Source organism: Gemmatimonadota bacterium (genome assembly GCA_016209965.1).
Classification (GTDB): Bacteria; Gemmatimonadota; Gemmatimonadetes; order Longimicrobiales; family RSA9; genus JACQVE01.
On record JACQVE010000352.1, the window covers coordinates 1 to 23436 of the forward strand.

General features: G+C 69.9%; 21 protein-coding genes, 1 other RNA gene and 1 pseudogene. 20 read left to right on the forward strand and 3 right to left on the reverse strand.

Annotation, left to right across the window (positions count from 1 at the left end; translation table 11 throughout):
* The first annotated feature begins 178 nt into the window (after positions 1-178).
* The 5 genes and pseudogenes from HY703_14000 (at position 179) to aroF (ending at position 9725) form a co-directional block, all read left to right on the forward strand.
* Complete coding sequence (locus tag HY703_14000) at positions 179-2029, forward strand: hypothetical protein (GenBank protein MBI4546298.1); 1851 nt, start codon at positions 179-181, stop codon at positions 2027-2029.
* Positions 2026-5403: pseudogene (locus tag HY703_14005) on the forward strand (AAA family ATPase). The gene HY703_14000 and the pseudogene HY703_14005 overlap by 4 nt, the downstream one beginning before the upstream one ends.
* Positions 5372-7807, forward strand: a complete 2436-nt coding sequence (locus HY703_14010) for a S8 family serine peptidase (protein ID MBI4546299.1) — start codon at positions 5372-5374, stop codon at positions 7805-7807. Before HY703_14005 ends, HY703_14010 begins: the two are co-directional and overlap by 32 nt.
* A 10-nt stretch (positions 7808-7817) precedes the next feature.
* Positions 7818-8585: a ribonuclease Z gene (locus HY703_14015; GenBank protein MBI4546300.1), complete on the forward strand. Its 768-nt coding sequence runs from the start codon at positions 7818-7820 to the stop codon at positions 8583-8585.
* A 90-nt stretch (positions 8586-8675) separates the two neighbouring features.
* Complete coding sequence (aroF, locus tag HY703_14020; protein ID MBI4546301.1) at positions 8676-9725, forward strand: 3-deoxy-7-phosphoheptulonate synthase; 1050 nt, start codon at positions 8676-8678, stop codon at positions 9723-9725.
* Between the two features lie 263 nt (positions 9726-9988).
* Here the strand turns inward: aroF and HY703_14025 are convergent, their stop codons facing one another.
* Positions 9989-10249 carry a hypothetical protein gene (locus HY703_14025; protein ID MBI4546302.1) on the reverse strand — a complete coding sequence of 87 codons (261 nt, stop codon included), beginning with the start codon at positions 10247-10249 and terminating at the stop codon, positions 9989-9991.
* A 150-nt stretch (positions 10250-10399) separates the two neighbouring features.
* On the opposite strand from HY703_14025, the gene ffs reads away from it, so the two are divergent.
* The 14 genes from ffs to dnaJ all read left to right on the forward strand — a co-directional run bounded on the left by ffs (position 10400) and on the right by dnaJ (position 20322).
* An RNA gene (gene ffs / locus HY703_14030) (signal recognition particle sRNA small type) lies at positions 10400-10496 on the forward strand.
* A 104-nt stretch (positions 10497-10600) separates the two neighbouring features.
* Complete coding sequence (gene dnaX / locus HY703_14035; GenBank protein MBI4546303.1) at positions 10601-12241, forward strand: DNA polymerase III subunit gamma/tau; 1641 nt, start codon at positions 10601-10603, stop codon at positions 12239-12241.
* A gap of 11 nt (positions 12242-12252) precedes the next feature.
* Complete coding sequence (locus HY703_14040; GenBank protein MBI4546304.1) at positions 12253-12594, forward strand: zinc ribbon domain-containing protein; 342 nt, start codon at positions 12253-12255, stop codon at positions 12592-12594.
* A gap of 164 nt (positions 12595-12758) precedes the next feature.
* On the forward strand, positions 12759-13151 hold the full coding sequence (locus HY703_14045; GenBank protein MBI4546305.1) for a YraN family protein: 393 nt from the start codon (positions 12759-12761) through the stop codon (positions 13149-13151).
* 180 nt (positions 13152-13331) lie between these two features.
* A complete protein-coding gene (locus tag HY703_14050) occupies positions 13332-13655 on the forward strand; it encodes a YbaB/EbfC family nucleoid-associated protein (protein ID MBI4546306.1) in 324 nt (107 codons plus the stop codon).
* Positions 13656-13661: 6 nt separating this feature from the next.
* A complete protein-coding gene (recR, locus tag HY703_14055; protein MBI4546307.1) occupies positions 13662-14252 on the forward strand; it encodes a recombination protein RecR in 591 nt (196 codons plus the stop codon).
* Between the two features lie 30 nt (positions 14253-14282).
* Entirely contained in the window at positions 14283-14603 is a 321-nt protein-coding gene (locus tag HY703_14060; GenBank protein ID MBI4546308.1) for a hypothetical protein, read from the forward strand.
* Positions 14600-15091 carry a roadblock/LC7 domain-containing protein gene (locus HY703_14065; GenBank protein ID MBI4546309.1) on the forward strand — a complete coding sequence of 164 codons (492 nt, stop codon included), beginning with the start codon at positions 14600-14602 and terminating at the stop codon, positions 15089-15091. Before HY703_14060 ends, HY703_14065 begins: the two co-directional genes overlap by 4 nt.
* 15 nt (positions 15092-15106) lie before the next feature.
* Positions 15107-15685 carry a gliding-motility protein MglA gene (locus tag HY703_14070; protein ID MBI4546310.1) on the forward strand — a complete coding sequence of 193 codons (579 nt, stop codon included), beginning with the start codon at positions 15107-15109 and terminating at the stop codon, positions 15683-15685.
* Positions 15686-15689: 4 nt separating this feature from the next.
* Positions 15690-16337: a CDP-diacylglycerol--glycerol-3-phosphate 3-phosphatidyltransferase gene (pgsA, locus tag HY703_14075; protein MBI4546311.1), complete on the forward strand. Its 648-nt coding sequence runs from the start codon at positions 15690-15692 to the stop codon at positions 16335-16337.
* Positions 16334-17611 carry a competence/damage-inducible protein A gene (locus HY703_14080; GenBank protein MBI4546312.1) on the forward strand — a complete coding sequence of 426 codons (1278 nt, stop codon included), beginning with the start codon at positions 16334-16336 and terminating at the stop codon, positions 17609-17611. Before pgsA ends, HY703_14080 begins: the two co-directional genes overlap by 4 nt.
* On the forward strand, positions 17608-18459 hold the full coding sequence (locus HY703_14085; GenBank protein ID MBI4546313.1) for a lysophospholipase: 852 nt from the start codon (positions 17608-17610) through the stop codon (positions 18457-18459). Before HY703_14080 ends, HY703_14085 begins: the two co-directional genes overlap by 4 nt.
* Positions 18460-18643: 184 nt before the next feature.
* Entirely contained in the window at positions 18644-19198 is a 555-nt protein-coding gene (locus tag HY703_14090) for a nucleotide exchange factor GrpE (GenBank protein ID MBI4546314.1), read from the forward strand.
* A gap of 8 nt (positions 19199-19206) precedes the next feature.
* Positions 19207-20322: a molecular chaperone DnaJ gene (dnaJ, locus tag HY703_14095; protein MBI4546315.1), complete on the forward strand. Its 1116-nt coding sequence runs from the start codon at positions 19207-19209 to the stop codon at positions 20320-20322.
* A 176-nt stretch (positions 20323-20498) separates the two neighbouring features.
* Here the strand turns inward: dnaJ and mnmA are convergent, their stop codons facing one another.
* Positions 20499-21626 (reverse strand): tRNA 2-thiouridine(34) synthase MnmA, encoded by a 1128-nt coding sequence (gene mnmA / locus HY703_14100; GenBank protein ID MBI4546316.1) that lies wholly within the window; start codon positions 21624-21626, stop codon positions 20499-20501.
* 89 nt (positions 21627-21715) lie between these two features.
* On the reverse strand, positions 21716-22870 hold the full coding sequence (locus tag HY703_14105) for a cysteine desulfurase (GenBank protein ID MBI4546317.1): 1155 nt from the start codon (positions 22868-22870) through the stop codon (positions 21716-21718).
* Between the two features lie 233 nt (positions 22871-23103).
* On the opposite strand from HY703_14105, the gene HY703_14110 reads away from it, so the two are divergent.
* Positions 23104-23436: hypothetical protein (locus HY703_14110; protein ID MBI4546318.1), on the forward strand; the 333-nt coding region annotated here is incomplete at its 3' end.

Sequence of the window (23436 nt, forward strand, 5' to 3'; positions counted from 1 at the left end):
CCCGCCCTCCGCGGGGGGGGGGGGGGGCCGGGCGGCCGCGGCCCCCCCCGCCACACCGCCGCACCACCTTTATCTTTTCCCTGCAGCCATTTATGATTAGTGGAGCTCCTCTCCGTGTGAGCTGTCTTGCCATGCCGTGTTAGCGTAGAAGCTCGAGCGTCTGGCGGCCGGAGCGCGAATGACACCTGGTCCATTGCCCGCTGCAGAACCCTTTGACCCCAGGGGCGGATTGCTTCCGCCCGCGGTGGGCCAGATCCTGGGGGCGGAGGCGCCACGCGCCATCCTCCTGGTGGCGGGAGCTGGCGCACGCCGGAGCGGCTGGGCCGCGCAGACCGCGCTCGCATTAGCCCAGGCGCTGGGCGAGGCTGGCCGGCCACTTCTGCTTGCAGACCTGTCATTGGCCACCCAGGAGTTGGGCGAACTGCTGGGCGCACGCGATCCGCAAGGCGTGGCGGATGTTTTCCTGTTCGGCGCTTCCCTGCGCCATGTGGCCCTCTCGCCCGCCGGCCGGTCCTTCCAGTTCCTGCCCGCCGGGCCTCGGGCGCCAGATCCGGCCGAAGTGCTGATGCACCCGCGCTGGGAGCGGCTGCTCGCGGAATACGGCAGGCGCGGAACGACGTTGCTGGCCTACGTGCCCGCTGATGCGGCAGGTCTCGAGGTGCTGGCGAAGCGCTTCGGCCACGCCGTCGTGCTGGCCGGTAACGGCGAGCAGGAGGACGTGGTGGCCGTGCTCCCATCGGACAGCCACGTAGTGGCCGCGCTTCGGCCGGTGGAGGGCGCCGATTTAGCGGCGGCTCCCGCACCTCCGGCAGGGCACGAGCCCGGGCCGCTCGACGAATTACCCGCGCTCGAACCATTCCCGGCCCCCGCGGTCGAGGCCGCCGCAGCCGAAGTGGATAGCTGGCTCCGGTTGGTCGATGAGCCCTCACTGGAGACGCCGCCGGCGCTGGAAGAGTGGGAGTCTGGTGCGGCACCGCCCGAGACGGCGCCGGGACTGGAGCCCGAGCTGCAGCCACAGCCGCAGCTCCCCCTCGAGGCTGCGCGGGGGGGGCTGATCGCGGCCAGAGGGGCGCCGCACCGGACTCCTGCCCCGGAGGAAGGGGGCGCCCTTCCCGTCGACCCCTTTGCCGCGGATGCGCCATCGGAACACGAACTCCTGGATGAGCCGTACATCCCGGAGGGACGGCCCACGCCGCGCCGCTCCTCCCGGCGCTGGATCTGGGCGGGCACCGGCCTGGTGGCGGTGACGGCCGGCTGGTTCAGCATCCGTTGGGCCAGCCCGGTAAGCGTGCCGGTCTTGAACGTGCGCATCGATGCGCGCCGGGTGGGGCTCCCGCTGCTGGATCGCGTCCGGCGGGAGGCGCCGCGTAGCTCCGCTTCATCGGCCGCCCCGGCCGCGGGTGCAGCCGACAATGCGAGGGAGCAGGGTGCCGGCACAGTGCCGGGAGCTGCTTCCGCCGACGCGGCGGAGGCCGGGCAGGCGGCGGAGGCCGGGGCCGGCGGCACGGCTTCGGCGCCGCCGTTGCGGGAGGTCCCGCTCCCCTATTCTGTGAACCTCGAGGCGCATCGGAGGTTCGAGGTCGCGCAGACGCGCGTCGATCTGCTGCGTGCGGCCGAGCCCGGAATCGAGTTCTATGTAACGCCCGTGCTGGTGGACAGTGTGGCCTATTATCGGGTGATGGCTGGGCCGGCGGCGGATACAGCGGCAGCGATGGCGATCATGCGGCGACTGGTCGAGGCCGGTCACAAGACGGCGGTCGAGCCCTGGACGGTCCGGGCCACGATCTGGGCCTTCGACCTGGGCGAGTACCAGACTCGTGAGGCGGCGCAGGCCAGGGTAATGGAGCTTTCCAAGCTGTCTGTCCCCGCCTATGTGGTCGAGCAGAGCGGGCCGCAGGGGACATCTCGATTCCGGCTCTACGGCGGCGCCTTCGAGGGACCCGCCGAAACTGACCTCATGGCGCGAAACCTGCGCACAGTCGGCGTCACCGCGCCCCTGGCGAAACGTAGGGGCCGTCCCGCCGCATGAAGCTGCGGCGCCTCACCCTCCACGGATTCAAGTCTTTCGCCGACCGTACCGAACTGCGGTTCCACGACGGGATCACCGTCATCGTGGGTCCGAACGGCTGCGGCAAGTCTAATATCAGCGATGCCATCCGCTGGGTCCTGGGCGAGCAGCGCGCCTCGGCCATCCGCAGTGCGCGGATGGACGAGGCCATCTTTCAGGGCACGGTCGAGCGGCGGCCGGTGAGCCGGGCCGAGGTGGCGCTCATCTTCTCGAACGAGGCGCGGCGGCTGGCTTTGCCGTACGACGAGATCGAGATGCGGCGCACGGTGTTCCGGGAAGGCGGCAGCGAGTACGAGCTGAACCGCGCGCCCTGCCGGCTGCGCGACATTCTGGACCTGTGCCGCGACACGGGGCTGGGCGCGAACGCCTATGCCGTGATCGAGCAAGGTATGGTGGACGCGATCCTATCGGACCGTGCGGACGAGCGCCGGCACCTCTTCGAGGAGGCGGCGGGTATCGGCCGCTACAAGGATCGACGCCGGGCGGCGCAACGGCGGCTGGAGCTTGCGGAGTCTGACCTGGCCCGCCTCGAGGATGTGATCGGGGAAGTCGAATCGAAGGTCCGCAGCCTGGCCAGGCAGCAGCGCCGGGCGCGGCGCTTCGATGAGCTGCGCCAGCGACGGCTGGCACTCGAACTGGCAGTCGCGCTGGGCGAATTGCAGCGGGCGGGGGCGGCGCTCGACGAGACCGCGGCGCGCCTGGCGAGCCTCACGCAGGAAGAGGCGGGCGCGCGAGCTGCGCTTGCCGCGGCGGAGGTGGGACTCGAGGCCTACCGGCTCCGTTCCGCGGATGCGGCCCGCGAGCGCGGCGAGCTGGCCGGTCGGTTGGCAGAGCGGACCGGGCGCCTCACGGAGCGGGAACGGGAGCTGGCCCTGGCCGACGAACGCGGCACGCACGCGGAGCGCCGGCTTGCCCAGATCGGCGCGGAGCGCGAGGAGTTACGCCGCCGAGCTGCCGAGCTGGAAGAGGAGCTCCGCTCCCTCGGGGAGGCGCGCGCCGGTGAGCAAGCGGTCCTCGAACAACACGCCGAACGGCTGGCTGGCCTCCAGGCGCGCCAGCAGGTGGTGCGCGCGGAGCTGGAGGAGCTGCGCCACCAGGATAGCCTGCAGCGCTCCCTGGCACAGGAGCTGATTCAGCGGCTGGCGAAGGTCGAGGGCGATGCTGCTGCCGCGGGCGCCCGCGTGGGCGAGCTGGAGGCGCGGCTATCTCGACTCGACGGTGAACAACGCGAGCTGGAAGCAGAATGGGCACGGCTGGAAGAGCAGCGTGACCTGTTTGGCGAGCGCGTTCGCGAGCTGGCTTCCGCGCACGCGGAGCTGGAAGCGGAGCACCGGGAGGGAATGCAGCGCGTCCGCGAGCTCGAGGCGCGTCACGACCGGGCGCGACACAGACTCGCGGACGCAGAGGAGCAGGCCGACCTGCTGGCCGGCCGGATCCGCGCGCTGGAAGCCCTGGAACGGGACTTCCATGGCTTTGCGCCCGCGGTGGCCGCCGCGCTGGCAGCGCAGGATCGCCTGGAAGGGCTCGTGGGTCCGGTTGCGCGCCTGCTCGAGCTGCCGCCAGCTACCGCGGCGGCGGTCGAGGCGACGCTCGGCTCGTTGCTGCAGGCGCTAGTGGTGCGAGATGCCGCGGCCGGCAAGCGCGTGCGGGACTGGTTGGCGCAGCACGCTGCGGATAAAGGGCCTCTCGCGCTGCTGCCCCAGGATGCGCTCCCCCGGCTGGAAGCGCTGCTCGAGGCCTTCGAGTTCGCAGGCAGCGCCAGGGGCGAGCCAGCTATTCTGGGCCGGGCGGAGCGAGTTGCACAGGCGCGGTCGGCGGCTGAGGCGGCGGCACGGGCGCGCGATGAAGAAGCGGGCGCGCGCGTGGCGGCGGCGGAACTGCTGGCCGGCGCCGAGACCGCCCGCCGCGAGCTGGAGTCCCGGCTCTCAGAGGTCGAGGCGGTGCTGCGCCGTGCGCAAGCCGATGACCAGTCCCGTGCGCTGGACCGGGAACGCGTCCAGCGTGCAAATCGCGAAGTGGAGCGGCGGCATGCCGAGTTGCAGCTCGTAATCGAGGAGGCCCGCCAGGCGCAGGCACGGGCGGCGCAGGACCGCACAAGTCTCGAGGCGGAGCGTGCCCATTTCGCGAGCGTCGCCGAAGCCTCGGCTCGCGGCCTGGCCGAGCAGCAGTTGCTCTGGGAGCAGGTGCGCGACGAGGAGTCGGAGATCCGCGTGGCCCATGCACGCGCCGAAAGCGCGGCCGCGGGGCTCGAGCAGCGTCTCGTCGCCGTGCGCCAGGAGCTCACCCAGACCGGTGGCCGCCGCGCCGCTCTGGACAACGAGGAAGCCGAACACCGCCGCGCGTTGGGGCAGCTCGAAGGGCTGCACGCCGATGCCGGTGCCGCACTCGAAGAGTTGTTCCAGCAGCGCGATGCCCTTGCCGGCGAGCTGCGCGCAGTCGAAGAACGGCTGTCCGCGACGAGCGAGGCGACTGCGCAGCTCGAAGGCCGGATCCGCGGCCTGCGCGCCGCTGCCGAGGAGCTGACCGAGCAGCGGCACCGCATCGAACTTGAGCGTGCGGGCGCGGAGAGCGCACACCGTGCGATCCGGGAGCGCCTCGAGGGCGAGTGGGGCCGCCCCTTCCAGCAGCTCCTGCAGAGCACGGAGCCGGCGAAGGGTGAGCCGGAAGCACTCCGGGCAGAGCTCCAGGCCGTGGCGGCGGACCTCGAACGCCTCGGGCCCGTCAACATGCTGGCCATGGAAGAGCACGCGGAGGAGAGTCGCAGGCTCGAGTTCCTGACTACGCAACGCGAGGACCTGCGCCGCGCGCGCGACGACCTGCAGGCCGCGATCCGACAGATCAACCGTACGGCCCGGCAGATGTTCATTGAGACCTTCGAGCAGATCCGCGCGAACTGCCGTCGCACGTTCGAGACCCTGTTCGAGGGCGGCGAATGCGACGTCTGGCTCGAGAACCCGGAGGACCCGCTCGAGTCCACCATCGAGATCTCCGCTTCGCCCCGCGGCAAGCGGACGCAGCGCATCCACCTGCTCAGTGGAGGCGAGCGCGCACTTACCGCGCTGGCCCTGCTCTTTGCCATCTACCTGGTCAAGCCCAGCCCCTTCTGCGTCCTCGACGAGGTCGATGCCCCGCTCGATGAGGCCAACATCGGCCGCTTCCTCGCCATGGTCGGCCAGTTCAAGGCGGAGACCCAGTTCATTGTCATCACCCACAACCCCCGCACCATGGAAGCCGCCGACTGGATCTACGGCGTGACCATGGAGGAACCCGGCGTGAGTTCCGTTGTGGGCGTGCGGCTGGAAGATGTCATTGCCGGCGCGCAAGCCGTTTCGTAGCGCGGCCGCGAAGTGGGCAGCCCTGCTGTTCCTGCTCCTGACCCTTCCCGCGCAGGCCCAAGAGGCGGGCGCCAGAGCGGCCGGACGGGCGCTGCCGCCCGATACACCACCCCCACGGATCGTCTGGGTCTTCCTTCGGCCCGGGGTGGCGGAGACCTCGCTTCCTGCGGGGCCGCCGACGAACCGGGGTGCGGCAGCACGCGCTGCCAAGCTCCCAACCCGCGCCGCACCGGTGACACCGGAAACCCTGCTCCGAATCCGGGCCGCTGGCGCGCGGATCCGCTACGCCAGCCGCTGGCTGGGCGCGGTCAGCGCCTGGGCCGATTCCGCGACCCTCGAGCGGCTGCGCCAGCTTCCGGAAGTTCAAGAAATTCGGCCGGTGCGGGCCTCGCTGGCGGAGCCGCTACTGGCGGCCGCAGCGCGCGGATCGCTCACCTCCGCGGCCGCGGTCACGGCGGGAACCGCCCATGGCCCGGCCAGCCCGCCAACGGAGGCGGGGAACGAGCTGACTGCCGCCACCTCGCCGCTCGAACAGCTCGGAGTGCCCGGCGCGCACGCGCTCGGCCTCACGGGGAACGGCATCGTCATAGCCCTGCTGGATACCGGCTTCAGCCGGGAGCACGAAGCGCTGGACAGCGCTCGGGTCAAAGCCGCCTGGGATTTCCTCGGCGGCGACTCAGTGGTCGCGAACCAGCCTGGAGACCACCCGGACGCCGAGCTGCGCGGCACCTGGGTATGGTCCCTGCTCGGCGGGAATCGACCCGGCCGCCTGGTCGGGCCGGCCCCGGGCGCCACCTTCGTGCTGGCCAAGGTCGACGACGTCGCTGCCTTCCCGCGCGCGGACGAGGACCGCTGGGTGGCGGGACTCGAGTGGGCCGTCGATTCGATGGGTGCCCGCATTGTCAGCTCCTCGCTGACTTACAAGGCTTTCGACGACGGGTTCCGCTACGGCGAGGCGGACTTGAACGGCGACGTCAGCGTAGCCAGCATAGCGGCCGACGAGGCCGCGAGGCGCGGGGTGCTGGTCGTGAACGCCATGGGTGACGCCGGCCCGGCGCCGTTCAGCCTCTTCGCTCCGGCCGATGCCGACAGCATCATTGCCGTCGGCGCGGTCGACTCGCTGGGACAAGCATGGCGCGAGTCCAGCCGCGGGCCGACGGCCGACGGACGCATCAAGCCGGACCTGGCAGCGCGGGGCGTGGATGTGCTCGCCGCGTCCGCCCGCGGCCGCACGTCCTACGACCAGGTTAGTGGCACCAGTATCGCGACGCCCCTGATCGCCGGCGCCGCCGCCCTGCTGCTCGAGGCATGGCCTGAGCTGGGCCCTATGGACGTGCGCCGGGCGCTCAGCCTCTCCGCCAGCCGGGCGCGTGCGCCGGACAATGCCGTCGGCGCCGGCGTGCCCGACGTGGCCTCTGCGGTCGTGTTCCCGGAGGGCATCAGCTCCTTGCGCGTTCTGGGCATCGCGGGCGCAGGGACGTTGACCAGCCTGTCGCCCGAGTTCCAGTGGGCCGTCCCGCGCGTCCACCCACGCGCCGGCCCGGTACGTTACCGCCTCGAAATCTCCAGCGACTCACAGTTCGCGAGCATACTCTACCGCGACTCCGTCGTGAACGCGTTTTCGATTCGCCTGCGGCAGGCGCTGCACCCCAGGGATGGGTTGTGGTGGCGCATCGTGGCCGAGACCGGTGGGGGGGTCCGGCGAATTGCGGCTCAGCAGGCGCCGCTCACGCTGCCCCCTTGGGTGCGACTGAAGACGCTGAACTCGCCCAGCGGCACGTTCACGGCAGCGGTGCGCCCGCGGCTGGTCTGGTCCGCGCTCACTGCTCTGCCGCCCGTGGGGCCGCTGACCTTTGACGTGCAGGTCGTGTCCGCCCAGACGGGGGAGATCGTGCAGCTATTCCCCGGCCTGACCGACACGACCGTGACGGCGGAGCCGCTCGCCTACAATCACCCCTACCGCTGGCGCGTCATTGCGCGCTCCCCGCTGGGCGCGGCCGATACCGTGGAAAGCGTGGCGCCCTTCGTGGTCACCAGCACGGACCAGCCCCCCGCGACTTTGCTCTATCAGAACTTCCCCAACCCCTTCCCGCGACCGGGGCGTGACACGGAAATCACCGAGATCTGGTTCGACCTGGACCGGCGCACGCTGGTCGAACTGGCGGTTTACGACTTGCGGGGACGGCTGGTGCGCCGGCTGGTGCCTTTGGCCGGGTGCGCAGCCGTGGAGCTGGATCCCGGACTCTACGGTCGCGAGGGGCTCGGCCGCCCCGATCCGTGCGTGCTGACCGCCTGGGACGGCCGGGATGAGGAAGGCCGCGGCGTGCCCAGCGGCGTGTACCTTCTGCGCATGAGGACCTCGGCCGGCACCCAGATCCGGCGCATGCTCTTCCTCCCCGACTAGCGGGGGAGCCATGGACATGACTGTCGTGGGCTCCGGCACCCTCGTACCCGATGCCGAGCGCGTCTGCGCCTGCTACTTCATTGCCGCCGGAAATCAGCGTATCCTGCTGGACTGCGGGCCTGGGGCAGTGCACCACCTGGCGCGCTTCGCCCTGCCGTGGAGCGCCGTATCGCACGTCCTGCTGTCCCATTTCCATACTGACCACAGCGGCGACCTGCCCATGCTGCTGTTCGCGCTGAAGCACGGGCTGGCCGGGCCGCGGACCGCGCCGCTGGCTGTGTTGGGGCCTCTCGGCACCGCCGCACTCTTCCGTAAGCTGGCAGATGCGTTCGGCAGCTACATGCTGGACCCCGGTTTCCCCCTGACGATCCGCGAACTGGCCGGCGGTCAGACGGTGGAGCTGGGCGACGGCGTATCGCTCAGTGCGCAGGCGACGCCGCACACGGCGACATCTCTGGCCTTCCGCATCGACGCTAGCGACGGCAGCCTCGGATATACTGGCGACACGGGGTTCGACGAGCGACTGGGCCGCTTTCTCGCCCGCGTCGACCTGCTCCTGACGGAATGCTCACTGCCGGACGAGCTGGCCGTGGAGACACACCTCACGCCCTCCCGAGTGGCCCAGCTCGCCCGCCTCGCCGCCCCCCGCCAACTGGTCCTGAGCCACGTGTACCCGCAACTCGACCGGGGAACGCTGCCGGCCCGCGTCGCGGCCGCCGGCTGGGAGGGGCCCGTCCGTGTGGCGGAGGATGGCATGCGGCTCCGGGTGGGCGGTTGAACGCGCCGCGTCGCTGGCCTGCCCACGCGGCAGGGCTTACATTGCCGTGGTCATCACACCTGTGGTTTTCCTCCTGAAGCAGCGGCAGCCATGCTGGTAGTCATGAGTCACAACGCGGCCGAGCAGGATGTGCGGCGCGTGATCGAAGTGATCCAGGAGATGGGGTACGAGGCGCGGCCCATCCCCGGGAAGCAGCGCACGGCGATCGGCCTGATCGGCAACGATGGGAAGGTGGACGGCAGTGCGCTGGAGGCGTTGCCCGGCGTGCTGCAGGTGATACACGTCAGCCAGCCCTACAAGCAGGTCTCGCGGGAATGGCGTCCGGAGCCCACCATCATCGAGCTGGACAACGGCACGCGGATCGGCGGCGCGGAGGTGGTGCTCATGGCGGGGCCCTGCTCGGTAGAATCCGAAGAGCAGATCCTGAGCGCGGCCCATGCGCTCCGTTCCGCGGGCGCCACCGTGCTGCGCGGCGGCGCGTTCAAGCCGCGAACGTCGCCCTATTCTTTTCAGGGGCTGGGCAAGCGGGCGCTCGAGTATCTGGCCCGCGCCCGGGAGGAGACGGGACTCGCGATTGTGACCGAGGCGCTCGAGCCCGAGACCGTCGAGCTGGTTGCCGACTACGCGGACATCATCCAGATCGGCGCGCGCAACATGCAGAATTATCCGCTGCTCCGCCGCGCCGGCCGCACGGGCAAGCCGGTCCTGCTCAAGCGGGGCCTGGCCGCAACCATCAGGGAGCTGCTGCTCAGTGCCGAGTACATCCTGGCGGAAGGCAACGAGCGGGTGATCCTGTGCGAGCGCGGCGTGCGCGGCTTCGACGACCATACGCGTTACCTGCTCGACCTGACCGCGATCCCCGTCGTCCATTCGCTCTCGCACCTGCCCATGATTGCGGATCCCAGCCACGGCACGGGGCTGCGCAACAAGGTGATCCCCATGGCCCGGGCCGCCGTCGCGGCCGGCGCCGATGGGCTCCTGGTCGAGGTCCATCCGGACCCCGATCACGCCCTTTCGGATGGCGCGCAGTCGCTCGCGCCCCGGCAATTCGAAGAGCTGGTTGCGCAAGTCGGACTCATCGCGGAAGCCATTGGCCGGCGACTCGTGCTCGCACTGGCTGCGGGCGCCCCCGCCGTCTGAGCCGCTCCCCTGACGAGCGTCCACCGAAGCCCCGCGTCCCAGCAGCCGGAATCCGCGGCCGGCCCGGCCCCGAGTTCGGGCTCGGGCTGGCGGGTGACCGATGCCGAACTGGCGATCCAGGGCGCGGCCAATCCCGTCCTGACTTCGGGGACGAGCCAGTAGTTCAGTGGTCGAGTTCGTAAGTACGCCCACGCACCGGGCGCCGAGCAGCCAGCGGGGATGGATGGGCGGCCGAATGCGGGCGTATTCGCGGATTCGACCACTTAGTGCACACTCGGGCCGCCAGAGGGACGCACACCGGCCGGACCCGGTCCCTGCTCCTGCAGCAGCTCGCCCACCCGGACCATGCCACGCCCGCGCTCGACCAGCACCTGGCCCAGCAGCATCAGCACTTCCGGCGTCACCCGGCCGGGACTTTTCCGGTACTGCTGGATGTCTGCAGGGCTGAGCCCCAGCGCCAATGCTAGCTCGCCCTCCGTCCCCAGGAAGAGATCCGTCGCTCGCCTGAAGTCGAGACCGGCCATGTCTCCATGCCTCCCTTCCGCTGCACCCGTCTCCATGCAGCAGCCGGCGGTGCTCCACCATGATGCAAGGCTCCTCTACCAAACATTTGGCGGCACCCGCCTTGACCCCGCACCCCAAGCGGGTTACGTTGCCACAGTGGAAGGAGCGCGCCCCAGGCCCGTAGGGCGCGAGCTCACGAACCCCGTCAGGACCGCGCAGGTAGCAGCGGTAAGTGGTGTGAGCGTCGCTACGATCGGCCTGGGGCCGTTTCTTGTTCTGCTCCGGCGCCTGCCCGCCGCCCGGCTTGCCGGGCTGGGCCCCGCGGTTTAACCTGACCTGGAAGCTCGCTCTACCTCTGATCCCGAGCAAGGATGTCGACGACGCGTACGGCTCTGGCTCGCCTGTATCGGCCTCGGCGCTTCGGCGAGATGGCCATGCAGGAGCACGTTTCCGAGACGCTGAAGGCGGCGGTGGCGTGCGGCCGCGTGGCGCACGCCTACCTCTTTTCTGGGCCTCGCGGGGTAGGGAAGACGACGGCGGCACGGGTGCTGGCCATGGCGCTGAACTGTCCGGCGCGGGGCGAGTCGGGCGAGCCGTGTGGCGAGTGCGAGTCGTGCGACCGGATCTGGGCGGGGCGCACTTCCCTGGACGTGGTCGAGATCGACGCCGCCTCGAACCGCGGCGTGGAAGATGCCCGCGAGCTGCGGGAGCGGGCCATGTACGCGCCCACGGACGAGAAGCGCTACAAGGTCTACATCATTGATGAAGCGCACATGCTGACACGCGAGGCGTGGAACGCGCTGCTCAAGATCCTGGAGGAGCCGCCGCCGCGGGTCATCTTCGTCTTTGCCACCACGGAGCCGCAGAAGATCCAGCAATCGGCGCCGCCCATCCTGTCGCGCTGCCAGCGGTTCGATTTCCGGCGCATCAGTGTGGCGGCCATTGTGTCGCGGCTGCGCTCGGTGCTGGCGGCCGAGGGCGTGGAAGCCGAGGAGCAGGCGCTGGTGCCGCTGGCCCGGCGTGCGGAGGGGGGGCTGCGGGATGCCCTGTCACTGCTGGACCAGGTCCTTTCCTTCTCCGGCGGCCGGGTGACCTCGGAAGACGTGCGCCGCGTGCTGGGTTTGGTGGGCGAAGAGCTGTACCTCGAAGTCTTCGAGATCGTCGCCCAGCGGCGCCATGGCGAAGTGTTCCGCTTCGTCGAGCGGCTGCTGGACGAGGGGTACGACCCGGCCGAGTTCTACCGCGGCCTCGCCGACGCCGTCCGCACCCTGCTCGTCGTGAAGTTCCAGGGTGCCGACGCCGCCGAGGTACGGGAAGATTTGCGGGAGGCGTTCGCCGGCCAGGCGGCCAGGTTCCAGGAGGGAGACCTGCTGCGCATGCTGGCGCAGGTCGTCGAGCTGGATGCCGACGGGCGGCTGCGCAAGAGCGCGAGCCCGCGCCTGCTCCTGGAGGCGCTGCTGCTGCGCTTCGCGCACCTGGACCGCACCATCGAGATCGAGGAGCTGATTCGCGCCAGCACGGCCGGGGCGGCCAGGATAGGCGAGGAGGTCGTACAGCGGCCCGAGACCATGCCGGTGCCGCCGACGCCGCCTCCGCACCCTCCGCCACGCACCGCCCCGCGCCGAGCCACCACCCCGGAGCAGGAGGCGGCCGAGGCGGCGCTGCACGCCGTGCTCGAACAGGGGCAGGGCCTGCCGCGCGGGCTCGCACTGCTGCTCAAGGCCGCGCGCGTTGTAGGCGCAGATGCCCGCAGCGTCACCCTCGCCCTGCCGGCCGGTCCGGGAGCCGAGCGCCTGTCGGACGACCCCGCGGCGCGACAGGCCCTGGAACAGGGGATGGCCCAGCAGCTTGGACGCGGCATCCAGCTCGAAATCCGCCAGGAGGGAGGCGCGCCGCAGCCTTCGCCCCTGCCACCCGCCGGCGTGCGCGATCAGCAGCTCACGCGCCTCACGCGCGACGAGCCGCTCCTCGGCCGCGCCGTCGAGGAATGGGACCTCGAGCTTCTGGAATAGAGATCCCCGCCATGCCCATCTACGAATACCAGTGTCAGGCCTGTCGCAGGAAACAGAGCTTCCTGGTGCGGAAGCTCGAACCGCCTTTCCAACCCGCATGCAAGGCCTGCGGCAGTGAGCAGATGACCCGCCTCCTCTCCAGCGTTGCACTGCTGCGCTCCGAGGAGGCCCGGCTCGACAGCCTCGCCGATCCCGCCCGGTGGGGTGGTATCGATGAAAACGATCCCGGCAGCGTTCAGCGGTTCGTAAAGCAGATGGGGTCGGAGCTGGGCGAAGACCTGGGCGAGGACCTCGAGGGGCTCGAAGACGACCACGACGCCGCTGCGGACGACCTTTCCGCCACCGATCTGTAAGTGGGCGAATTCGCAAGTACCGGCGAAACCCGCCCGCCCCTCTCCAAGACGTCCGGTTCCCGACCAGCCAGCGCCGCGCCCGGGCCCTGGCTCCCGCTCAGTGGTGGATTCGGCCACCCGGCTGTCCCCCCGCGCTATGGCGCCGCCCCGACCGCGCCGGCTGCATGCGCGGCGTGGGACGGCAACACGACGCGGGCGAGCGCGGGCACGTGCTGGGCCGGCGCGGTGAAGCGCTTGCCGCGAGCGAGCTGCGGCGGCGCGGCTGGCGGATTCTGGCGCGCAACTTCCGCCTTGGCCATAAGGAGATCGACCTGGTGGTGCGACGGGGCGAGGTTGTCGCCTTCGTCGAGGTCAAGACGCGCGCGGGGCTGGGCTACGGCCACCCTCTGGCGGCCATTACCCGAGCGAAGCGGCAGGAGATCGAGCGCGTGGCGCGCGCCTGGGTCGCGCGTCACGGCCGGCCAGGCGACATGTACCGTTTTGACGCCGTGGCCGTCTTGCTTCTGCCCGGCGGTTCCTGCGTGATCGAGCACTGCGAGGATGCCTGGCGGCTTTGAGTTTTTTTGACCTTTTGCCGGAACTCCCTGCCGCGGCGCGTGGTAGAAGCCTGGAGCGGGGGAACCGCGACGCGGGCCGGTGTTTCGGGAAGTTGCCTGCGCCCTGTCGGGTGGCGCTTGCGGCCTTCTCGCGGCGCTTCCTATCTTGACTTTTTCCCGCAAGGAGAGGTCTACGGCAAAATGACGAATCTGCAGCAGCTCCTCCAGATGGGCCAGCAGATGCAGGCCCGTCTGAACCAGCTCCAGACGGAGCTGGGGAACCGTAGCGTGACGTGCTCCAGCGGTGGGGGAATGGTGACGGTAACGGCAGACGGGCGGGGGCGGATCCGCGAGGTACGGGTCGACGCGAGCGTAGTCGATCCGCAGGACGTGGAGATGCTGGAGGACCTCGTCATGGCGGCCATTTCGGAGGCGCAGCAGCGAGCCTACGCCCTGTACGAGGAGGAGCTGCGCAAGCTGGCAGGCGGGCTGCCCCTACCGTTCCAGCTTCCTAATATCTTGTGATCGCCTATGGCGGTCATTGAGGATCTGACCGTCGAGTTTGCGCGCCTCCCGGGCATTGGCCGCAAGACTGCGCTGCGGCTGACCTATTACCTGCTGAAACGTCCGGCCGAAGAGATCCAGCGGCTGGCTCGCGCGTTGGAGGCCGTGGCGCGCGATGTACGGCCCTGCTCCCGCTGCGGCAACCTCACCGAGCAGGACCCGTGCGCATTTTGCAGCAATCCCCGTCGCGATACATCCCTGATCTGCGTGGTGGAGGAGGCCTCGGACATCGGCGCGATCGAGCGTACGGGCGAGTATCGCGGCCTCTATCACGTGCTGGGCGGCCGGCTTTCTCCGCTCGAGGGGGTCGGCCCGGACGAGCTGGCGATCAGCTCTCTCGTGGCCAGGGTGCGGGATGGCGGCGCCGTGTTCGAGGTCATTGTAGCCACGAACCCCAGCGTCGAGGGGGAGGCTACAGCGGTGTACCTTCAGAAACTGCTGCGTCCCTTGGGCGTTCGGGTCACCCGGCTGGCCCGCGGGCTGCCCGTGGGCGGCGATCTCGAATACGCCGACGGGGTGACGATCGCCGAGGCGCTGGCGGGCCGCCGCGAGCTGTAGCCATACAGGCTGGGACGGACGAGGAGGTCGATGAGGGCAGGGCGCTCGTTCAAGACGGCCGGACTGGTGCTGATCATGGCCGGTGCGCTGCTCGCGCTGGGGGCGGTCGTGGTACGCGATCAGATTTCGCGTCACCGACGCAACCTGTTCAGTGCACACCCGCTGCGACGGCTGGCCGCCCTGGGCTACCTCGCCGGCCGGGAAGCGACGGTGGAGGCCGCACAGTTGCTGCGCGACTTTGTCGCCTGGGAGCCGAGGCCGCTGCTCAGGCGACGCGCTGCCCAGATCCTGGAGCGGATGGAGGACAACCTGCAAGCGGGAGTGAAGCCGCCCGAGGAGGTGGCCGGATGACGCGCGCTGCCATTTCCGCGCTGGAGCCGCGCGACCTCGAGCGGCTGGATCAGCTCCTCGAGGCCTTCAACGTCGAGACCCGGGCGCGTTGCTCCCTGCTCCTGGACCGGGCCGGCCGGCTGCTGAGCGTGGCAGGCGAAACGGAAGCCCTGGATCGCACCGCTTTTGCCTCGCTCGCCGCAGCCGATTTTGCCGCCAGTGATCGGCTCGCCGAATTGCTCGGCGAGCAGGAGTTCAGCTCCCTGTACCACCAGGGCGAGCAGCTCTGCATGTACCTGGTGGATGTGGGCCGCCGCGCCATCCTCGCGGTGCTCTTCGACTCGCGCACGACCTTGGGACTCGTGAGGCTGAAGATCCGCGGGCTGGTGCCGCAGTTAGACACGCTGTTCTCCGCCATGGCCGAGCGCCCCCGCACCGGCGCACCGGAACTGGAAGAGGGCTGGGTCGATGACGTGGTCGACGAGATCGACCGGCTGTTCGCCGAGTAGACCGGGGATCCGCCCATGTCCATGATCAACTACGCCAGCCGTGAGATCAACTGCAAGCTCGTGTACTACGGCCCAGGGCTGGGCGGCAAGACCACGAACATCGAGTGTGTTTACAGCAAGGTCAATCCGGAGACGCGGGGCAAGCTGATCTCCCTGGCCACGGAGCAGGAGCGCACCCTGTTTTTTGACTTCCTGCCCGTGGACCTGGGGGAGATCCGCGGGTTCAAGACACGCTTCCATCTGTACACGGTGCCGGGGCAGGTCTACTACAACGCGAGCCGGCGCCTGATCCTGAAGGGTGTGGACGGTGTGGTTTTCGTGGCGGATTCGCAGGCGGAGCGGCTGACCGCGAACCTGGCGTCCATGCAGAACCTGTACGACAACCTGGCCGAGTACGGGTATGACGCGGAGCAGCTTCCGCTGGTCGTGCAGTACAACAAGCAGGACCTGCCGAACCGGCTGCCGGTCGAGGAGATGCGGGCACAGCTCAACCCCTCGGGGTTGCCCGACTTCGAAGCGATCGCTACGCAGGGCGTCGGCGTATTCGACACGCTCAAAGCCGTGAGCAAGCTCGTCCTGAAAACTCTGGGCTGAGCCCATGCCCGTGCTCTGCCGCAGCACCCTGCCCAACGCGATCACGGTGGCCCGCATCCTCATGGCACCGGCCATCTTCTTTCTGGTCTTTGTGCCTGGCTTCACCGCCCGGCTGATCGCGTTTTTCCTCTTCGTCGTGGCGGCGGTTTCAGACCTCTGGGACGGCTACCTGGCGCGGAAGTACGGCTGGATCACGGATTTTGGCAAGCTGGTCGACCCGATTGCCGACAAGCTGCTGCTGGCGGCGACGTTCGTGCCCTTCTACATGCTGTCGCACCGTGCCACGCCGGTCGGCCCGCTCCCCCACTGGGGCGAGCTGCCGCTCTGGGTGCTGCTCGTGGTGTTCGGCCGCGAGCTGCTGATCACCGCCATACGTGCGGTCGCGGCGGGGCGCGGGGTCGTGATCCCGGCCGGGAAAGCGGGGAAATACAAGGCCGTCACGCAGAACATCTTCGTCGGTTCCGTCCTGCTCTGGTACGCGCTCCAGACCCTGGCCCGGAGCGAAGCGTGGGCGGGGCAGCTCTGGCATCTCTGGCAGGAGTTCCATGGCGCGGTCCTGGCTCTCGCCCTCGCCCTCGCCGTACTGCTGACCGTGTATTCGATGGCCGTCTACCTCTGGAACTGGCGCATGCCGCGGCGGTCGGCCGCGTGACGGGTGCGCCCGCCGCACCCGCCCTCGAGCTGGTCACGATTGGCAACGAGCTGCTGCTGGGTGAGATCGTCGACCGGAACAGTGCCTGGCTGGGGCAGCGGCTGGCGGCGGCGGGGATCCGGGTGGCACGGCGCACGAGCGTAGGGGACGAGCCCGCCGCGATTGCCGCCGCCATCTCGGAGGCGCTGGACCGGATGGGCACCGCGCTCTGCACCGGTGGGCTGGGCCCGACGAGGGACGACTTGACCAAGCCGGTCGTGGCAGCGCTCTTCGGGCGCGAGCTGCAGTTGGATGGGCGACTTCTGGATCAGGTGCGGCAGCGGTTTGCGGAGCGCGGCCTCGAGATGCCGGAGCTGAACCGGACGCAGGCGCTGGTTCCCGCCGGGGCGCGCGTTTTCCCCAACCCGCGGGGCACCGCGCCCGGCCTGGCGCTCGAGGACGAGCGCGGCCGGCTCGCCATCCTGCTCCCCGGCGTGCCCGCCGAGATGCAGACGCTGGTCGAGCAGTCGGTGTTGCCCTTCTTGCTCGAACGCTGGCCCGAGCGAGGCCGCCCGATCCGCCATCGCGTGCTGAGGACCGCGGGCATCCCGGAGTCGGCGCTGGCCGAGCGGGTGGATGACGTCGTCCAGAAGCTGGCTCCGATTTCGCTGGCATCCCTACCGACCGTCGCCGGCGTGGATCTCAGGCTGACGAGCTGGGGCGTGCTCCCTGCCCAGGAAGCCGAGCGGATGCTGGACGCGGCAGAGGCGGAGCTGCGGTCCCGGCTCGGCCGCTTTATCTATGGTCTCGGCGACGAGGACCTGGCAGACGCGGTCGCGCTCGAGTGTACGGAGCGGGGGCTCACCCTGGCCGTAGCAGAGAGCTGTACGGGCGGGCTGATCGCCCGACGCCTCACGGATCGGCCGGGCGCGTCCGCCTTCCTGCTCGCCGGCATTGTGCCGTACGCGAACTCGGCCAAGGAGTCGCTGCTCGGCGTCCAGCCAAGAACACTGCGCGATCATGGGGCCGTGAGTGGAGAGGCCGTGCGCGAAATGGCGGAAGGCGCGCGCCGTGTCAGTGGCGCGGACGCGGCCATTGCGGTGACCGGCATTGCCGGGCCGAGTGGAGGCACGCCCGCGAAGCCCGTCGGACTGGTCTGGCTGGCCGCCGCCGTCAGGGACGCGGTCCGCATCGAAAGCCACCGGTTCCTCGGCGATCGACTCGAGATACGCGAGCGCGCCGCGCAGGCCGCGCTCCTTACGCTGTGGCGGATGCTGCGAACGGAGGTGCTATGACGACGCAGTTGCTTACGCGGAGCGAAGGGTTTCTGGAGGGCGTGCGTGGGCTGCGCCTCTACTACCGCGCCTGGGAGGCCCCAGCACCAAGCGCGGCGCTGCTCATTGTGCATGGCCTGGGCGAGCACAGCGCCAGGTACGTTGCCTTCGCCGAGGCCATGACCGGGAACGGGATCTCGTGCTTCGCCCTCGATCTGCGCGGCCACGGCTGCTCCGAGGGGCGGCGCGGCCACGCCGCACGATTCGATGTGCTGCTCCAGGACCTGGACCGATTCCGCCGCGAAGTCATGGGGCTCATCGCTCCTGAACTGCCCATCTTCCTGCTCGGACACTCGATGGGTGGGCTACTGGCCCTGCGATACCTCGAGGAGTACGGCGAGTCGTTGCGCGGCGCCATACTGGTCTCGCCCTGGCTCGCCACCGCCATGCCCGTGCCGCGCTGGAAGACTACGCTCGCCGGTGCACTCAACCGCCTGCTGCCGTCCCTGCCCTTCGCGGCCAGGATCCGCGCCGAGCACCTCTGCCGCGACCCGCATGTGGTGCAGAATTACAAGGACGACCCACTCGTGCACGACACCATCACGCCCCGGCTGTTCAGCGAGGCCTCCGCCGCCATGGGGCTCGTGCTGCAGCGCAGCGAGCGGCTCCGAGTGCCGCTCCTCTTCCTGCTGGCCAGTGACGACCGCCTCGTCGATACTCAGCGCACGGCTACCTTCGCACGCTCGCTCCAGCCGGACCTGGTCACGGTACGCATCTTCCCCGATTACTACCACGAGGTGCTCAACGAGCCGGCCAATGACGACGCCCTGGACGCGATCTGCGACTGGGTCGCCAGGCATCCGGCCTGAGGCGCTGCCGATTTGACAGCTACCGCCTGGCACCGGGATTGCACCCTGCGCCGCGATCCGGCCGGCAGGCGGGCCGGGATCCGCCGGCCGTGGGCGGGGCGGGCATCGTGCGGCGCATGCAGGTAAATGTCCCGGCCGCCGGAACCCCATACCGAATACCGAAAGTATGTTCATGGAAGAGCCGATGAGAAGTGGGACGGACCCTGTGGATGGGGGTGTGGGCGCGGGCGCAGGTGAAGCCGAGCTGGCGGGCGAGTCGGCGCTGCTGGCGGCGAGCACGGCGCAGCTCGCAGCTCTGCAGTCCGAGCTGGCGGCCTTGAACGACCGCCATTTGCGGCTGGCGGCGGAATTCGACAATTACCGCAAGCGCCTGGATCGGGAGCGAGCAGAGCTCTGGGTCCGCGCGCAGGCCGATCTGGTCAGCCGGCTTCTGGATGTGTTGGATGACCTGCAGCGTTATGCCGAGCAGTCCGCGGAGCCAGCGTCCGTGGACGCTCTGCTGGAGGCGGCCCGACTGGTAGAAAAGAAGCTCCGCCACCTGCTCGAGTCCGCCGGGCTCGAGCCCATCGAGGCGCAGGGCGAGTTCTTCAACCCCGCTACCATGGAAGCGGTCATGACGGCTCCGGCCGAGGACGCCGAGGAGGACGAGGTGGTCGCGGAGGTGTTCCAGCGCGGCTACCGGTTCCGTGATGTGCTGATCCGGCCGGCCAGGGTTCAGGTCAAGAAGCACCAGGCGTAGGGCACGCAATGGCGGCGGCGACGTCCAAAAACTATTACCTCCTCCTGGGCGTGGCGGAGACGGCCACGCCGGAGGAGATCAAGAAAGCCTACCGCAAGTTGGCGAAGCGCTACCATCCGGATGCCAACTCGAACGATCCGCAGGCGGCCGAGCGCTTCAAGGAAGTGGGCGAGGCCTACGCGGTGCTGGGTGATCCGGCCAAGCGCAAGCAATACGATACCATGCGGCGCATGGGGCCGTTTGCCGGGTTCGCACGCCGTGGCGCGGGAGGCGAGGCGGGCGGTGGCGGTGCCGAGGGGATCCGCTTCTCTTTCGAGGAGTTGAGCGACCTGGGTGGTCTCGGCGACCTGTTCAGCTCGATCTTCGACCGCGGCCGGCGCCGCCGAGGCGCGGCGGGCGTGGAGCGGGGGCAGGACATCGACTACTCGGTCGAGATTTCCTTGACCATGGCGGCGCGCGGGGGCAAGCTCCCCATCACGCTGCCGGTGGCGGAGGAATGCGCCACCTGCCGCGGGAGCGGCGGCGCGCCGGGCACGCGGCCGCGTTCCTGCCCAGAATGTGGCGGGACAGGCACGATCTCCTTCGGGCAGGGTGGGTTCGCCGTCACCCGTCCCTGCCCGGCCTGCTACGGCAGGGGTCAAATTCCAACCCAGCCCTGCCCCGTCTGCGGCGGCGCTGGAACCGTGCGCGAGCAACGGCAGATCTTGCTCGGCGTGCCGGCGGGTGTGGACAGCGGCTCGAAGATCCGGCTATCCGGCCAGGGCGAGCGCGGCACGGGTGGCGGGCCGCCCGGCGACCTGGTCATCACCTTTCAGGTGAAGCCGCACGCCTTCTTCCGCCGCGACGGGCTGAACGTGCACTGCACGATCCCCGTCAACGTAGCGCAAGCTACGCTGGGCTCGAAGATCCGGGTGCGCACGGTGGACGGCAAGAAAGTGGCGCTGAAGATCCCGCCGGGTACGCAGTCGGGGACCCGCTTCCGCATCCCCGGCCAGGGCGTCGAGAAGAGTGGACGGCGCGGCGATCAGTTCGTGCAGGTGAAGATTGTGGTACCGGAGCAGTTGGGTCCGGAGCAGGAAGAGTTGATGCGCGAGTTCGCCCGCGCCACGAAGCTCCGGTATTAGCCTGAGCCGGACGTTCCAGGACGAGAATCTGCTGGTCTGGGAGGCTTACGCCTCGGCCGGCGCCTTTGGGCTGCCCGAGCCGGCACGCATTGTGTTCGACTGCCTGACGGACCGCTCGCTCACGCCCCGCTACGCCGAGCAGCAGGGCAATAAAGCGGAAACGGAACGGCTGGTCGTCACACTGCCGGAGTCCGAACTGCGGGAAATGCTGCGCGCCGCCCGCGCGCTGGACTGATCAGGCCGCTCAGGCCGCCGCCGCGGATCCGACCCCCGCCCACCAGGAAGCCGTCCCGGTAGAGGACGCCCGACTGCCCCGGCGTCACGGCGCGCTGCGGCCGCTCGAGCGCCAGCTCGACCACCGCCCGAGTGACCCGCTCGACCTTTGCCGCTACCGCCGGCGCGCGGTGCCGCAACTGGGCCTGCACCTGCTCTCCCGGCGCGGGCGGCTCAGCCAGCCAGTTGAGGTCGCCGAGTACGACATTCCGCCGGCTGAGCTCCTCGGCTGCACCTACCACCACCTCGTTGCGCTCGGGATGGACCGCCAGCACGTAGAGCGGCCGGCGGAATCCGCCGCCCAGACCCCGGCGCTGGCCTACGGTATAGCGCGCGTATCCCGAATGCTGCCCCACCAGCTCACCCGTCGAGGTGACCAGCGGACCTGGAGTAAGCGCGGCGTGGCCGCTGCCCAGCCGATGGCGCAGGAACTCGCTGTAATCCCCGCTGGGCACGAAGCAGATCTCCTGGGACTCGGGCTTCTCCGCTGTGGCGAGCCCCAGGTGACGGGCCAGGTCGCGCACTTCCGGCTTGCGCAGCTCGCCTAACGGGAATAGCAGGAACGGCAGGACCGATCGGGGCACGCCCCACAGGAAATAGGTCTGGTCCTTCGCGCTGTCCTCGCCTCGCGCAATGCGAACCTCGGCCTCCCCCTCCCCGACGCGCCGGGCGTAGTGCCCCGTGGCGATGTAGGTGGCACCCAGCATCCGCCCCTTGCGTAGCAGGTCAGGGATCTTGGTGTTCGAGTTGCAGCGGACGCAGGGGTTAGGCGTGCGGCCAGCGGCATACTCCTGCACGAAGTCCTCGATCACATCGCGCGCGAAGGATTCCTCCATGTCCAGCACGTAATGGGGGATGCCCAGCCGGTCGCACACCCGGCGCGCATCCTGAATGCCCTCCAGGCCGCAGCACGTCCGGCCTGGTCCGGCGTTTTCGGAGTAGCAGAACGTCTTCATGGTCGCGCCGATCACGCGGTATCCCTGCTCGTGCAGGAGTGCCGCAGCGACGGACGAGTCCACTCCGCCGGACATGGCGACCAGCACCGTCTTCTGCGCTGCGGGCACGGTGTTCACTTTCCCAGCGCTATCCTTTCCCTTGACTGGTGCGCCAGCGCCCGCCTTCACTGGTGCGCCAGCGCTCGCGACCGCTCGACCACGGCAGGAATAACCTCCAGCACCCGGCCGATTGCCGCCGCCGTGGTAGTACGGCCCAGGGACACGCGGATTGACGCCTCGTTCTCTGCCCCGCGCCCCATGGCCAGGAGCACATGGCTCGGCTTTACCGTGCCGCTCAGACACGCCGAGCCGCTCGAGACGGCCAAGCCCTCGAGGTCCAGCCCGACGAGCAGCGCTTCCTGATCGGCGCCAGGGATCGAGACGTTCAGGATATGAGGCGCGCGCAGGGCGCCAGCGCCGTTTACCACCAGGTCCGGGATGCGCCTGGCGAGACCGGCCTCGAGCCGGTCCCGCAGCTCCCCGAGCCGTGCCGCCTCGCGCTCCCGCTCCTGCTCGGCCGCAGCCGACGCAGCGGCGAAGCCCACCGCCGCCGCCACGTTCTGCGTGCCCGGGCGTAGCTCGCGTTCCTGGCCGCCGCCGTACGCGAGCGGCAGCAGCTCGACGCCCTCGCGGATGTAGAGCAGTCCGATCCCCTTCGGCCCGCCCAGCTTGTGCGCGCTCAGTGACAGCAGGTCGCAGCGTGTTTCGTCCATCCGCAGGCGCAACCGGCCGGCGGCCTGCACGGCATCCGTGTGAAACAGCACGCCGGCCGCGCGGCACCGCTCTGCGACCTCCTGCACCGGCTGGATCGTGCCGACCTCGTTGTTCACCCACATGACCGACAGCACGGCCGGCCGGGCGGCGAGCGCCTCGTCCAGCGCGCCAAGCTCGAGCCGTCCCGTCTCGTCGACGGCAAGCAGTAGGTGGAGCGTCCCCTCGCGGGCCGCCGCCTGCGCCGCCCCGAGCACGGCCTTGTGCTCGATCGCGGAACAGACCACCGTCCCGGGCCGGCCCGCTCGCCCCGCCGCGCGCGACGCGCCCAGCAGCGCGAGGTTATCCGATTCCGTGCCCCCGCTCGTGAATATGATCTCCTGCCGTTTGGCGCCCAGCAACCCCGCCAGCCGCTCCCGCGCCTCTTCCAGCGCCGCGCGGGCTTCGCGCCCCCACCGGTGGATGCTCGAGGGATTGCCGAAGCGCTCTGCCGCATAGGGCGCCATGGCTTCTGATGCCTCGGGCCGAAGCGGTGTGGTGGCGGCGTGATCCAGGTAGATCGGTTCCATGGTCTTGCTCTTCCCGCGTGACTGACGCCCCTAAGATCCCGCGACCCCAGAGGCGCGTCGCAACTCCGGATGACAGCGCGCGTATAATACTCCATTGCCTCACTTTCGGCCCGCCGCCTTGGCGAGCGTGGCGGCCAGCCCTACATTGCGCGGGCGATGCCAGGCCCGGCTCGCCGGCCACGTTGCTCGCGCGACCACTTCCGCTGATCCCCGGAGCAAGTGATCCCCGGACCATGCGCGATCCCATGGTACCGCTCCCACCACGACCGCCCGACCGCTTCCGCGCCACAGTCCACGGCACTGTGTTCGGCGAGCGGGCGCGGCATCTCAGCCGGGTTCATGAAGGTGATGAGCTGCTCCTGGTCCCCGGCCCGCCGCTGGATGACCAGCCCGGGATCTGGGTGCATCTCCCCGGCGGCGACCTGCTGGGCCACCTGCCTCCGGAGATCGAGGCATGGCTCGCGCCATGGATGCTGCGGGGAGGGCGGGCCACTGCCCGAGCGCTGCGGGTGTCGGGCGCGGAGGTGCCGAGCTGGAGGCGGCTGCTGATCGAGGTGACCTGCTCG